The organism is Neptuniibacter sp. QD37_6, from assembly GCF_047778085.1.
In the GTDB taxonomy this organism is placed as follows: Bacteria; Pseudomonadota; Gammaproteobacteria; order Pseudomonadales; family Balneatricaceae; genus Neptuniibacter.
The window spans coordinates 2451779-2466236 of sequence record NZ_CP180550.1 but is presented as its reverse complement, the minus strand read 5'-3'; the positions used below and the strand labels follow the sequence as shown (position 1 = coordinate 2466236).

12 protein-coding genes are annotated in these 14458 nt (G+C 40.4%); 4 read left to right on the top strand and 8 right to left on the bottom strand.

Going from position 1 to position 14458, the window contains the following annotated elements:
* Positions 1-33: 33 nt before the first annotated feature.
* Positions 34-597, top strand: coding sequence for a TetR/AcrR family transcriptional regulator (locus ACMXYO_RS11755; RefSeq protein ID WP_415885295.1), 564 nt, complete (start codon positions 34-36; stop codon positions 595-597).
* 171 nt (positions 598-768) lie between these two features.
* Here ACMXYO_RS11755 and ACMXYO_RS11750 read toward each other — a convergent pair whose 3' ends face one another.
* The gene (locus tag ACMXYO_RS11750) at positions 769-1617 is read right to left on the bottom strand and encodes a substrate-binding periplasmic protein (RefSeq protein WP_415885294.1); all 849 of its coding nucleotides are present in this window, start codon (positions 1615-1617) and stop codon (positions 769-771) included.
* A 266-nt stretch (positions 1618-1883) separates the two neighbouring features.
* Between ACMXYO_RS11750 and ACMXYO_RS11745 the strand changes: the two genes are divergently transcribed.
* Positions 1884-2333 carry a CreA family protein gene (locus ACMXYO_RS11745; RefSeq protein ID WP_415885293.1) on the top strand — a complete coding sequence of 150 codons (450 nt, stop codon included), beginning with the start codon at positions 1884-1886 and terminating at the stop codon, positions 2331-2333.
* 44 nt (positions 2334-2377) lie between these two features.
* Here the strand turns inward: ACMXYO_RS11745 and ACMXYO_RS11740 are convergent, their stop codons facing one another.
* From ACMXYO_RS11740 to ACMXYO_RS11720, 5 genes are all read right to left on the bottom strand, one after another.
* Positions 2378-2941 (bottom strand): substrate-binding periplasmic protein, encoded by a 564-nt coding sequence (locus ACMXYO_RS11740; RefSeq protein WP_415885292.1) that lies wholly within the window; start codon positions 2939-2941, stop codon positions 2378-2380.
* Between the two features lie 278 nt (positions 2942-3219).
* Complete coding sequence (locus ACMXYO_RS11735) at positions 3220-5532, bottom strand: EAL domain-containing protein (protein WP_415885291.1); 2313 nt, start codon at positions 5530-5532, stop codon at positions 3220-3222.
* Positions 5510-6490, bottom strand: coding sequence for a spermidine/putrescine ABC transporter substrate-binding protein (locus ACMXYO_RS11730; protein ID WP_415885290.1), 981 nt, complete (start codon positions 6488-6490; stop codon positions 5510-5512). Before ACMXYO_RS11730 ends, ACMXYO_RS11735 begins: the two co-directional genes overlap by 23 nt.
* Before the next feature lie 248 nt (positions 6491-6738).
* A complete protein-coding gene (locus ACMXYO_RS11725) occupies positions 6739-8364 on the bottom strand; it encodes a methyl-accepting chemotaxis protein (protein ID WP_415885289.1) in 1626 nt (541 codons plus the stop codon).
* Positions 8365-8612: 248 nt separating this feature from the next.
* Positions 8613-9491, bottom strand: a complete 879-nt coding sequence (locus tag ACMXYO_RS11720) for an AraC family transcriptional regulator (RefSeq protein WP_415885288.1) — start codon at positions 9489-9491, stop codon at positions 8613-8615.
* 294 nt (positions 9492-9785) lie between these two features.
* Here ACMXYO_RS11720 and dctP point away from each other — a divergent pair, with 294 nt between their 5' ends.
* Together dctP and ACMXYO_RS11710 are read left to right on the top strand one after the other, a co-directional pair.
* Positions 9786-10856 carry a TRAP transporter substrate-binding protein DctP gene (gene dctP, locus ACMXYO_RS11715; RefSeq protein WP_415885287.1) on the top strand — a complete coding sequence of 357 codons (1071 nt, stop codon included), beginning with the start codon at positions 9786-9788 and terminating at the stop codon, positions 10854-10856.
* Complete coding sequence (locus ACMXYO_RS11710) at positions 10856-13105, top strand: putative bifunctional diguanylate cyclase/phosphodiesterase (protein WP_415885286.1); 2250 nt, start codon at positions 10856-10858, stop codon at positions 13103-13105. The genes dctP and ACMXYO_RS11710 overlap by 1 nt, the downstream gene beginning before the upstream one ends.
* Before the next feature lie 29 nt (positions 13106-13134).
* On the opposite strand, the gene ACMXYO_RS11705 is transcribed toward ACMXYO_RS11710, so the two are convergent.
* On the bottom strand, positions 13135-13935 hold the full coding sequence (locus ACMXYO_RS11705) for a substrate-binding periplasmic protein (protein ID WP_415885285.1): 801 nt from the start codon (positions 13933-13935) through the stop codon (positions 13135-13137).
* Between the two features lie 81 nt (positions 13936-14016).
* On the bottom strand, positions 14017-14430 hold the full coding sequence (locus ACMXYO_RS11700) for an MmcQ/YjbR family DNA-binding protein (RefSeq protein WP_415885284.1): 414 nt from the start codon (positions 14428-14430) through the stop codon (positions 14017-14019).
* Positions 14431-14458 lie beyond the last annotated feature (28 nt).

Here is a 14458-nt window from a genome sequence, read left to right as displayed (position 1 = left end):
GCCAAGATAAAATGGCTTTGATAGGAGATAACAATGAGTCAAAAGAGGCAGTTACTGATTGATACTGCGTTAAAGCTTTTTTACAAAAATGGCATTAATTCCATCGGTATAAATGAAATTTTAAAGTCGTCAGGGGTTGCTAAACGTACCCTTTATAATCATTTCGAAAGTAAAGATGCATTGGTGTTGGCAGCCTTAGAGCAGAGGCATGACAACTTTATGGCTTGGTTAGAGAAAAAACTGGTTGGTACTCAATCTGAAACAGATGTAATTGAAGCTGTGTTTAATGCATTAAATGGTTGGTTTAAGGGCTTGGAAGCAGAACTAGGAGATTTTCGAGGCTGCTTTTTCATTAATACATCAGCCGAATTCAGTGATGCTGAATGTGAAATTTCTCAATACTGCGGTTACCACAAACAAGAGGTTAGAAATTTAATCCAGAAGTATTTAGGAAAGGATAATCCTGATCTTTTGGATGCAATTTGTATTATGCAAGAAGGGGCTATTACGATGGCCTATATGACAGGAAATTGCGATGAAATAACCGATAAAAGTATCGAAATACTTAAAAAACTCAAATGGCCTAGGGGCAAGTAGTAGTCACTTTTAACCAGAGTTATTTTTAGTAAATTTACCTATTTCTTTCTTATTTGGTTTCATACATGGTCATCAACGAAACTTAGTTTATGGCCATTCATTTTCCAAAAGCTATTAAGGGGGGGCGTACTTTAAATTTGAATTTTTCTAGAGTACATGCAGATTAACTCACTACTTTACTTCCTGAACTTTCTTAAAGTACTGGTCATATAGATTTTGTGTGTACCCTTCTTGTTTAAGCTGATCTAATGCTTGGTAAAACTGATAAGCAACTGAATTTTGGTCCACTATGGTATAAAAGTTCTCAATGCTTATATCTGCGTCAGGGGAAAAGCTTGGGTTTGGGTATTCCGAGAATAGTTTGGATTTACGAGAGAACCCCATGTTCATTGGTATAAAAGCTTGGTTGATCGCATTGTGATGGATCTTTATCCCAATATCTTCATAACTCTCTAAGCCATTAAGTTTTTGGTAGTGGTCCACAATTTCGATATCAGCAATATAGAAGTCCCCCCTACCTGTTTTAAGCGCCTCTATTACTTTTTCCATAGAAAGCTTGCCCATCTTTGAGATGGTTAACTTTGGGTAGATTTGGTCCCATTCGAGTTTGCTACTTGAAAGTTCAACAATCAGCCGGCCTTCAATTTCATCCATTGATTCAATTTCAGCTTGGTTATCTAGGGTTATTAGAACCTCTTTCGTTTGTAGACCGTTTGGTAAATAGAACAGATAGCCCGTTCTCTTTTGAGAAAAAGAGGAGCCAGGGTAGAAATCTACAGTCCCCCTAGCTAGCTCAAAGTGAAGTCGTTTTTTGGGGATTCTGACAACAACTAGCTCATAGCCGATACGTTCAGCTGCTTTTTGAAATAGATCTAAATAAAGACCGGAGTTATCCCCGTTGCTACCAATCAAAGGCGGTTTAGCAATCGCTTTGTAGCCCATAATGATTGTTTTTTCGTCAGCATTAGCTACAGGAAATAAAGTCACTATAAATAGAACTAGGGGAAACAAAAACTTCATATTTTTCTCAAAGTTATTTCTGAAAGGCCACTATCGATAGCTGAAATACTTACTTTATTATAGCTAAGTAGTTAGAACACAAAGTAAATGAGCTTCTACGCGCGAACTTTAAATGAGTAAGATAACGCTACTAAGCGGCAGCTGAATCAATGCATGAACAAGCAACTAGTCTGAATGGGACGGTGACGTGATTTAACATCAAAGATTAAGGCTGGCTATAGAAAAATCAGGCAAACTTATTAGATATTGTGTATTTAGGGACGAAGATGAAAAAATTATTGTTGATAGTAGCTATTATAGGGTTGTCTGGTTGCAGTGATGAGCAGGAAGTAGGGGATGTTTCACTGGGTGTCTTAACCACTAAGGATATTAAAATTAGTGTGTTAGTTGATCCTATTGTTACAGGTGTGACTTGTCATGTGGCGAGTATTGAAGCTGACCTGGATTTTTCTGATCCGAGTGATTCATCGATTGCTTGTCGTCGTACTGGCGTGATCAATAAAGCGATGCTTGAGAAGATTGATAAATCTAAATCCGGTGAAGTGGTCTTTAAACAATCGAAAAGCATTTTCTTTAAATCGATGAAAATCCGTCGAATTTACGATCCTCAATCACGTACATTGATGTACGTATCTTACTCGACCAAAGAGACGTCAGGCAGTTATAAACATAGCCTATCTACAGTTCCTCTATGGGGGACTGAAGCTTATCAGTGATCACGTTTAAAAGTTAAAAACGAAAATTTTTATTAAGTGGGGAGTTAAGGTAAATATTCTCCCTGCTGTGATTCTTTAAAGTATTGTTCCAGCTTTCCGCTTTCTTTGAGTTTTTTTAAACCTCTATTGAATAAAACGATGAGGTCTTTGTTTTTCTCTATTTTCTTAGAAAGCATTAGATGCATATTGGGTGAATGCAGTGGTTTAGGGTGGTAGGTGATTAAGTTTTTAGCCTGCGGATAAGCCCTTTGTAGGACGTCATAACCTTGATTGATGGTACTAATAGCAAGATCGATTCTATTGCCTAATATTAGCTTTCCAATATTTTGTTGGTGCGTTTCTACCCTTTGTACAGTAATTATTTGTTGTTTTGCCGCTAGATCGAATTCGTCATTGTAGGCATATCCAGATAACGCCCCAATTTGTAGCCCTTTCAGATCATCAATAGTATTCCAGTCAAAGGAGTGATCTATGTGATGAAAAAAAACACGTGTCTTTTGAAAAATCGGTTCAGAGAAATAGAAATATTTTTCTCGTTCTTTTTTTTGGTCGCGTAGCCCACGCCATCTAGTTTCCCTTCTAAAATCGAGGGGTACGCTCGCTTCCAAGGCATGAATGTAAAGTTGACTTGTACACCTTCTAAAGCAAAGGCTTCAGATACGATTCGGGAGACTACGCCATAGTGTTTCAATTCTTGGCTTTGGTAGGGAGGATATTCACCAGCTGTGAGATTTACCTCGAGTTCTGAACCTATAGCGTAGTTGACTGTTAGCGCTAAAATAACAAAGATTGGAGATAGCAGTTTCATTTTGACTAATGCCTGAATAAATACCCTCGAGTAGGGAGGGGAAGACTATTATCCTTACTGAAAAATCTTATCTACCAATTATAGATTGTAGTTTGTTAACCAGCTTTCTAACTCTGTGATGGGCATAGGTTTGGCGATGTAATAGCCCTGTTGAAAATCGCAACCTGCAGCTTTCAGTAGATTGTGTTGATCCTGCGTTTCGACCCCTTCTGCAACGACCGTAATATCTTGGAAATGACATAGGTCTACCAAGGCCTTTGCTAATGTTTGCTTCTTGGGCAGGGTAATGCGGTTAACCAACTCTCGGTCGAATTTGATGATATCTACTGGGTAATCAACCATCTGCATAAGGCTGGTATAACCAGTGCCAAAATCATCGATGGCAATCTGGAAGCCCAGATCCTGTAATTCACTGAGCCAACCCAGCACATTCTGCTCTTGGCTTAAGGCGAAGGTTTCCGTGATTTCTAAAATAATTTTATTTAGCGGGATCTGGCTATTAATGCTTAGTTCCTTAAGAGTTTTTATAAACCTTTCAGATCCAATTTCGGCTGAGGATATATTGATAGAAAGCTCAAACTGATTGCCGAAAAGGTTACACAGTTCAGATAGGTCATTAAGAGCTTTACTGGCAACCCAAAGATCAATCTTTTCAAAAATTCCGGTGCTTTCTGCTATTGGAATAAACAGGTCAGGTGGTACAAAGCCGAGTTCTTTCGAATGCCAGCGTAGTAGCGCTTCGCAGCCTTTAATAGAACCATCTTGATTGATGATAGGCATATAGTTGAGAGTGAATTCTTTGTCTGGATTTAAGTTCTTTAATTTTGTTTCAACCTCTTTTCTCTGACGATCCCGCTTTGCTAACTCTTTTGAATAGACAGCTTGTTTATTTTTACCTGATTTTTTAGCCTGATACATGGCTAAATCAGCGTTTGATATCAGCTGAGAGAGTGTATGGCCATCTTGAGGGTAGGTAGCTAAACCGATACTGGCTGTAACAGGGAAATGACCTAATTCAAAATGATAACCGTCGGCGAAAAGATGTAAGATCTTTTCGCAAAGTTTTAGAGCCTGTTCGGTTGATACATTGGGCAACAGTACAATAAATTCATCCCCAGAGAGGCGAAAGGCTTGGGGAGCTTTCGTATCGTACTTTTTGGCGGTGATATTGATAATGTTGTTTAAACGTATAGCCACTGCTTGTAGTAATTTATCTCCCACCTCGTGACCATATTTATCATTTACGAACTTGAAGTTATCTAAATCTAGGTAGATCAAACTTATCAGACTTTCGGTTTTTTCTGCCTCTGCTATTTGATGAGATGCCGTGTCGTAGAAGGCTGCTCGGTTGGGCAGTTGAGTCAGCGCATCAGTTCGGGATTGCAGGTGGCTTTTTTGATAGGACTGATGCAGTTGTTCATAGAGATTATGGAATTTACGTCCGAGGCGCCCAATTTCGTCATTTGATTGTGGGGCATCAATATTCTGCCGTTCGTGAGTTGTGATCTCTGTTAATTGTTGATCCAATTGTGAAATAGGCGCAGTGATGAATTTTTTGATCAGCAGTTGGAGTAGGGTGAAGGTAATTAATGAACCTAAAATTACAATAAAGAGTAAACGCTGTTTCAGATTGGCAAGCAGATTACCTAAATAAGCTGGTGAGGGCGTTATACTCAAATAGTAATTCTTTTTGAGCAGGGCATTGGCGTATAGCTTATTGGTTTGGGGGCGGTTGTATTTATCGGAAAATACGACAATTGCTTGGAATTCTTCTTGAACTTCCCGCAAAAGAGAATCAAATGCTTTCGGTTTTGCAGCGATAATGACTTTAAATGTATCTTCCAGTTGAATGAGTAATGGGGTGGTAAGGGTACGTGAATCGATCGCAATCCCTTGTTGCATTATGGAGCCTGAGGTTTGAAAGTGGTGCTCCCACATATTGAGTTTCTTCTCAGTACTGATTTTTTCAGCTAGACGTAGTTGCTCTTCTCGAATGGTTGAAAACGGATCGGTGCTGTTTTCTATATAAAACACCACGTTATTACTTTCATCTAAAACGGCTAAAGAAACAAACTCTGTTAAGTTATTGAAATAGCGACTAATAGCTGATTCCAAGTTGTTAGTTAACATCCTATCTCGGTATATATTGCTAGTATCCCGAATAAAGTTTTCTAGAGTTTCCCCTTCAAGTAATGAAACAAGGTAAGCGTCTAGAAAACGATCATAGGTCGAAAATTCGGAGTGTAACGCGCTTAAACGTAGATTGAGTTTGTGTTGTTCTAATATTTGGATCGATTGGCTTTGCTGTTCATACGCAACCAAGGCGGCTAACGTGTAGCTGAAAAAAATAATAGGCAGTATTAGAAAGCTAGCGCGCTTGTTTAGATTCATGAATATTAACTATAGCATTCGTGATTCGAAGACGTTGTTTTATATTTTCGTTGCTTAATTTCTCGTACAGTTCGCTTTTATTCTGAATCTCTTGGCTTGGGAATACTTCGGGGTTGTTTCTAAAATCTTCGGATAGTTCTTGTATGGCAGCATCATTTGGGGTCGCGTAGTGCAGGCGTTCTGCATTCTTTGCTGCAACTTTAGGTTGGTTTAAGTATTCAATAAAATTTAGAGCTGTTTCGATATGTTTGGCATTAGAGGGAATTGCTAAACAGTCCACCCATAAGACAGTTCCTTCTTCAGGAACAACGTATTTCCATAAACCCTCTTTCCCTATTTTCTCATTCATTGCTACTTGATCTCCGCCATATCCAACAGCCAGATATAATTGGTCTGCTTTTGGAGAGGACTCAAGGAATGTGATGGGATAGTCGTATGTCAGTACATAGTCCACCTGATCTTTTAGTGTGTTGAAGGTGTTTTTTAAAATCTCTAAATTGTCCGTATTAAGAGGAGCACCATTCATAAAAAGGGCAGGTGCTAAAAGATCGGTATAATCATTTAGCATACCTATATGGCCTTTAAGTTCATCGGAGGGCTGTATTATATCTTTCCAAGATGATGGCGGAGCTACTTTATCTGAACGGTAAACAATACCTAATGTTCCCCAAAAATAGGGTACTGCATAATTACCGCAACGCTCACGCCAAAAATTACCCATGAATTTAATGCTTGGTAGGTTTTTCTCGTTGATCTCTACGAATTTTCCCTCTTCACCGAAGCGCTCCGCAACAATTTCATCAACAACAGCGATATCGATACTATGTTGGTGTGCTTCAAGTAGAAGGGCATCGCGTTTTTCATCGCTATCAAACTTAATTATTTCAACATGATGACCAGTGCTGCTCTCCCACTCTTGTTTTACTTCAGGATCTAGGTAGGCGTCCCAGTTGAGCATTTGAATAGTTTCAGCGTGGAGCTGAAGAGGGATTAATAGTAAAAAACACCAAAAGCATCGCATGCCAGACTCTCGTTATTATTATTTTTTATTGGGCTCAATTAGCATCCTCTTTTTTATAACAGCCTTAGAGAGCTAAAGATAGAGGGGAGTTGATGTGTTCGAGAATCTTAAGAGAAGAAATAGATTAATAGGGATTAAACAATAAGGAGTGGTAATGGCATTGCACCATTACCACTCGCTAAGTATTACACTTGGAAGTGCTGAACTTGTTGACGTAGCTCTCGTGCTAGAGAAGCGAGCTGTTCGCTATTATTCGCTGTCAGGGTAGCGCCACCTTGAGTTTGTTCCGCAATCATCGAGATGTTATTGAGGTTATTACTCATCTCTTCTGCTACTTGGCTTTGTTGCTGGACTACTTCTGCAACAGCGCTGTTCATCTCCATGATCTGCTGCACATTGAGTACGATGTCATTGAGATGCTCACCGGCAGAGGCCGCACGATCAATACAGTTTTGCGCTTCAGAATGACTATTACCCATCATACTGACAGCACCTTGGCAGGCATTTTTCAGGCGATCGTTCAATGATTGAATCTGATCAGTTGATTCAGATGTACGCTTTGCTAGTACACGGACTTCGTCTGCTACTACGGCAAAACCTCGACCTTGCTCGCCTGCTCGTGCTGCTTCAATCGCGGCATTTAGGGCAAGGAGGTTTGTTTGATCAGAGATATCTCGGATAACACTTAGAATGCTTTCTACTTGTAGCGTGTCTTGTTCGAGCTTAGTAATCACATCGGCTTGGGACTGAACTTGCGCAGCTAGATCATTAATTGCAGAGATTGTTGTTCGAACTATTTCATCTCCTAAGCGTGCAGTGCTTTCTGCTTGCACTGTTATCTCTGCAGTTTGCTGGGCATTGTTTGCAACATCTTGTGCTGTTGCTGACATCTCTTGCATAGCTGTTGCCAATAACTGAGTCTCACCATGCTGTTGTTTAACGCCCGCGGAAGTTTGTTCAGTTGTTGAAGCCATTTGTTCAGCCGAACTCAGAATATGGTGGCTTGAGTTAGTCAGCTTTTGAATCAGCTGTTGTTGGATATCAAGGGTATGGTTGATCGCTTTACTAACATCTCCCAGCTCATCTTGGTTTTTAATATCAATTCGAGCCATTAGTTTGCCTTTAGCGACATTCTCCATAACTTTGGTCATGTGACTTAATGGCTGAGTGATAGAGCGTGAAATGATAACTGTAAGCCAGACAACCATAGGAATAACTAGAGCGAGGAAGATGAAAGCTTCAGTTAGTCTTGAATAGAAACTGGCATCAACATCATCAACATAGACGCCTGTGCCGATCACCCAGCCCCATGGTTCAAAAAGTTTGAAGTAGGAAATTTTTTCCACAGCGATACTTTTACCTGGGCGAGGCCACAGATAATCTTCATAGCCTTCGTTATTTTGACGTGCAGTATTAGCAATATTTGTGAATAGGGCTTTGCCCTGGCCGTCTTTAAAACTGCTCATATCTTTGCCATCAAGTTCAGGCTTGATGGGGTGCATGATCATGCGAGCATCAAGGTCATTGATCCATACATAATTGTCATTGTCATAGCGCATCGCTTGAAGGGCTGATAGCGCTTGTGTTTGAGCGGTGGTTTGGTTCAAAACACCTGCAGCTTGCTGTTGTTGGAAATGATCAATAATACTGTATGCCATAGAGACAGCATGATTGGATTGGAGTTTTCGTTCCTGTAATAAATCTGCTCTGTATTCCCAGAGGTCGTATGCCTTCATAGCGATACTAACACTGAGTAATAACAGGATGATTGCTGTTAACTTGTGAGTAACAGACATCTTAGTGACAACCATCGTACTTAGACCCTTTAGTAATTAGGTTATATCGAATTCTCGCTCATAAGTGATCAATCGATGATCACTTTATATTAGGAACCATATAAGTAACCGAAGGTATTGTTTTTATGGTGCTTTCTGAGGGGCTTTAGGGAGTAAATAACCTTTTGAAAATAAAGGTTAATTTCATGTTTTGTAAACGCTTGTTTGAATTTGTGTGGGGCAGGCTTATAAATACGGAGTAAGCCTGCTCTATATGTGTTTATTTAATTTATTAAGCAATATATGCGCGTAAGTAGTTCTGATGGCGGCGTATTTTTAGGATCATTCAGATATTCTTCGAAGGGAGGAAAGTTGGCTGCTTCCATACCACTTTGTGGTAGCCACTCTCCGAAGAACCAATCATACGGTTTTTCTAGCTCTGTATAGGGGCCTCTAAATAGAATGGTTGCGCATCTACCCGCGGGTATTTCTATATATTCTGGTGGGTTTGTATCGGCTTCTCTAAGAGGTGTCTCTATGGTCATGCAGGCATGGGAGCGTAGTTCAGATTTTAGTATGCTGCCCGGATCATTGTAGTAGATACCAAACGAACGAGTTTTGTCGGTGACAAGATTATGAGTTCCGGCAAATAGAAACAGTTTTTCAAATGCTTGTCCTATATTCATGTAGTCCCCCTGATGCTCATACCCGATCAGGCCCTGTTTTTCTAGATTAATAAATTCGACATCAAACATGTTTCCTTGCTCCTGAGCTATATGTGGGATATCAGCATGAAAACTCTTTTCCTGAGGTGAATGCTGTTGATGGCCTGCTCGATATGCACTTGGCGCCGCTTCGTATTGCTTATGAAAAGCGCGGCTAAACGCTTCTAAGCTGGTATAGGAAACTGACTGTGCAATGGCAAGTATCGAGTGATCAGTCCGAATGAGTTTTGAGGCTGCTTTTTGCAGGCGAAGACGGCGTACCGTAGCGTTAATGGTTTCATCTGCGACTCTTCGATAGATCCGGTGGAAATGGTAGGGAGACATAGCGGCAATATCAGCCAGAATGTTCACATCTAAATCCTTATCCAGATTCTCGTAGATATAGTCGATTACTTTACATAATCGACGTCTGTAGTTGTTTTCGGTACTTTTTTTCATGTGCCTCCTCCTACCTCCATGCTAAAGGAACTCTATTTGATAATGTTTGCGCACTTTATAGTAACGTCGATTATAAAAATAATTTAGATCTTAAGTTGTTGAAATAAAGGGGGGGTGCAGAGGTTTGTTAGTTAATAATTCTATGATTAATAAGGTGACTGTGATACCAATAATGCTAACTAGATTCCTATTACACTTTGAGAAATACAGTGAATAGACAGAAGCGCATTAGTTTCTATAGTTAATTTTGAACCCAATTGCAGTTGTGAAGTTATAGTCTGTCTGGAGTAGATTATGTTTCATCAGGTTTTAAAGTTCCTTCTTCTATCCTTCTTTTCTATGTTGTTACTGCTGGGAGTTTCTGGCTGTACTGAGAAAGAAGAAAAGATATATACATGGCAGTTGCAGTCACAGGCGACTGAAACCAGCATTGATTTTAAAGAGCTCAAGCGTTTTGCTGATAATGTCAAAGCGATGAGTGCTGGGCGTTTAATTATTAAGGCTCACCCTGGTGGTGTAATTACAGGTGGCCCAGATATCTATAATGCGGTTAAAGAGCGTCGAGTTGAAATGGGGAATGGTTGGCCGAATTGGTGGTCAGGTCAGCATCCAGCTTGGGCTTTGATGAATGCTGGGCCATTTGATTTTATGAACCTTGATGGCTCGATGATGTTTTTTTATGCCGGAGAAGGTCAACGACTAGCAAATGAACTAGCAAGCCCTGATGGTTTAATGTGGCGTCCAGCTTGGTGGGCTGGAATGGAGTTCGGGTTATTGTCGAAAACTGAGATTACAGGTCTAGATGATCTTCATGCTAAAAAAATTCGTATCGGACCAGGTTTACCAGGCGAAGTTTTAGCTGCAGCTGCTGGTGCTTATACACTTCCAACTGTACCTCAGGAGATACGCCCTGCGCTGGAAAATGGTGATCTTGATGCAGTGGAGTGGACCACCGCAGGTGGGGCTTGGAATCTTGGTTTGCATGATATTAGTAAGCATGCAATTGTCCCTGCAATCTGGCAACCATCTGTACTCGCTGATTTCCTAATCAACAAAGAGGCCTTCGATGAATTACCACCCGATTTGCAGGCTATTCTTGAAACGGCAATTAAGTCCTATACTTTAACCACTACGTTGAAGGCGAAGACGGAAGATTTTGAGGCCTTTAATCTATTCTTAGCTAATGATTTTAATATCAATACATGGAGCCCCGAGGATATTGAGCGTTGGAGACTTGTGTCTGATAGTATCTTAGAAGACTACGCTTCTCGAGATCCATTGAGTAAGAAAATCATTGAGAAAAAACAAGAGTTCAAGGACGCTTACAACAACTATTATCAATGGTTTGGGCCATACGATAAATAATGTTTAGTAGACTGACCGTTCGTCTCCTTGTCATTCTGAGTTTAATCACTTTCTTGGTAATGACTGTTTTTGTGATCGTGCGATTTAGCGTTGCTTTCGAATTAATGCAGAGCAATCTGCAAGAGCGAGGCCACTCGGTTGCAGAGCGCGTGGCTAACTCGGTTAGGCCTACAATCTGGAACGTCTATAAAAAAGCTTATGATCGAACTTATTCCGTAGAGTTAGCCTCCGCTATTTTAGATTCTGAAATGGCTTCACCCTTTGTGGAGGGGATCAAGGTCTACGGGAATTTTGGTCACCTTTATATGGGCCGAATCAAAATTGATGGTGAGATCCGCCAATTTGAGGAGAAAAAGCACGCTGGTGTTTGGACTGGCTTTGATAACCGAATCCGCTATCCGATAAAAAGTGGTGAGGTTAGCATCGGTAATGTGGAGGTAAGTTACAGCGATAAAGCTTTAACCGAAAGCCTCTACCAAAATCTTATCGTGGAAATTACTCAAGTAGCGGTAGTTAGTCTGCTGTTTGTAGGTTCACTTTATATCATTCTACGATTTGCGCTTGTATCCCCCATGCGCTCACTTCAAGTAGCTCAACGAGCCTTAGATTCTTTAGATGAAGCAGTGTTTGTAACCAATGAGTACGGCAGCTTAGTCGATATTAATCCTGCTTACAGCAAAATAACCTTTTATCAAGAAAGCGAGATTTTAGGTTTGCTTCCTGATATCCAACCTCTTGACGATAGTAGTGTGGATTTTAGAGCCATGGTTGCTGATAACTTTCTTCACGAAGGTAGTTGGTCGGGTGAGGTTATTGGGCGGAAAAAAGATGGAAGTACTTTCCCTGGCTGGTTGAATCTAAATAGGGTAGAGCGCCAAGACGATGAGGTTACATATGTTGGTGTCTTATCGGATATTGCAGATAAAAAAGAGTCGGAAGCAAAGCTTCATGCCTTAGCTTATTACGATTCGTTGACTGATATGCCTAATCGTCATTCTTTCTTGATGCGTTTAGATGAAGAGATTAAACGTGCACGAAGGGAAAAATCTAAAGTGGGATTACTCTATTTAGATTTGGATAACTTTAAATGGGCAAATGACCAGTTTGGGCATGCCGTCGGGGATAAACTACTTATCAGTGCTGCTGAAAAATTTAAAAAGCGTTTAAGGGATTCGGATAATTTATATCGAATTGGTGGCGATGAATTCACTGTAATTGTGACTCATTTTGACGATGCCACTGACCTCATTGGTCTCGCTGATGATCTGGTTGCGCAAGCCGGTGAAGATTTTATTATTGATGGTCATGTAATAAAACCGGGAGCGAGTGTTGGTATTTCTACTTTCCCTAATGACTCCATTAATGGAAAAGACCTCATCATTCAGGCGGATACTGCTATGTACCAGGCTAAGGAAGCTGGTCGAGGGCAAGTACGCTTTTTCTCCTCTGATATAGAACTGCAAAGGCAGGCTCAACAGCGAATTGAACAAGAGCTTAAGCAAGCGCTGAGTAATAACGAGCTTCAATTGTTCTATCAACCTAAAGTTCGAATACAAGATGGCAAGTATGTTTATGACAGTGCCGAAGCGTTGATTCGCTGGTTTGATGATGGCGAGGTGGTTTATCACCCAGATCAATTTATAGAGATAGCAGAAAAGAGCGACCTTATCTGCGACTTAGGCTATTGGGTAATTTTTCAAGTATGTAAGCAGTTAGCTGAATGGAAAGAGGAGGGAATCGTTGGACATAAAGTTGCTATAAACCTTTCTCCGAGACAGCTTAAAGACGCTAACCTATTTGATTATCTGCTGGAGAGAATGACACGCTTTGATATAGACCCAGGGCAGCTTGAGCTAGAGATTACTGAATATGCAGTCATAGAAAACATTGAGCATTCTGTAAGTACTCTTAACAAACTGAAAACACTCGGTGTTTCTATTGCGATGGATGACTTTGGTACAGGTTATTCTTCTTTGAGCTATCTTAAGCAGTTGCCTGTTGATGTTTTGAAAATTGATCGGTCATTTATCCATACTTTGCCATTTGAGCAGGGTGATATAGCGATTGTAAATGCAATTTTCTCTATGGCAGCGGCATTGAACATAGAGGTGGTGGCAGAAGGTGTTGAGACTAAGGATCAGTTGGAGTTTTTAATTAGGCATAAATGCCATATTGCACAGGGATACTATTTTTCTAAGCCTTTAGCTCCAACTTACTATGCTGCTTGGTTAGCGAAACAACTCGTTTGATATCGCTCACCTATATAGTCTGATGGGTACTATTCATAGTACTTTTTCTCCAGTTTATCGATGAAGCCTGAATCATCGAGATATTTTAGTGATTTCTCTAGCTTATACGGCAGGCTTTCAGGTAAAAGCTTATCTGGCTCGTTATTAATCGTTAACGCTAAATCGGATCTATATTTCGGATTATCTACGCGTTGGTAGTGTGGAGAGAGCTTTGAAAAACCTAAGTACATTGGTTCTTCTGCAGAGCAGCAAGGGTGTATTTTAATTTTCGAATTGGGATTTCTTTTCAGATAATAACGAATGGTATCGCTTTGGTATTGATAATAGTCTGCGCGCTCTTGTTCTAGCATTTCTATGGCGCGCGACAATTCTAAGTTCTCCACCACGACTACGATGACCCCTTTTTCAGCAGCCCCATATGTAGGGCTGCCATTGGGAACTAACATAGATCGCTCTCGCATATCCTCTATTCTCCTAACCTCAGGACTCTTATTAAGAGATATAACTTTAAGGCCTGTAGTCAGTCCATTTGGAACATAGAAGGTATAAGGTTGGCGTTCTAGAGAGAAGTTAAATCCAGGATAAAAGTCTATAGTGCCATCTTTCATGGCGTGAAGAATTCTTTTCTTGGGAAGCCGTACGATCCTTAGAGTGCAGTTGATTAGTGCGCTAGCTTTCGAATAGAGATCTTTGTACAGGCCTGAATTATCGGGTGCTTTTTGGATTAAGGGTACTCTCTCGCTGGTGCGGTAACCCATAGTCAAAGTACATGCATTGGCGAAAATTGGCACTAGGGCTAATAGTAATAGGACGCACAGATTTTTGCTCATAAAGCCGATCTTTTCTTTTTAGTCTAGCTCCCATAAAAGAAAATGAAAAAGCGATAGCGGTTTGTTTTCTTATAAGGATTACTATCGGTAGAGTTGCTCTAGTGGATAAGTAAGTTCTAGGTTCATACGCTCGTTTTTTTTAAGACTTTTGACGACCAAGGCGTAAGATCGATCGATAAGGCGTTCAATCTCTTTAGCTGGCATTGAATCTTTTAAGACGACGCTGATCCAGTGCTTTTTCGACATGTGATAAGCGCTAAGTACTTCAGGAAATATATCCTTAAGCATGATGGCTTCTTCTGGATCGCATTTTAGATTGAGGAAGTGGTGATTAGCGAATTCAGGTCCTAGTTCTTTTCCAGTCGTTCCACACTGTCCTAACAATGCAAACATTTTTCCTTTGACTTTAAATACTGGAACATCTGGCATAAAGGGGAAGTCCAGCATTGATTCCGGACGGGATAAACAATATTCCTGAGCGCTTTTCGCATCCATCTGTTTACACAATGATCTGATTGGTTAT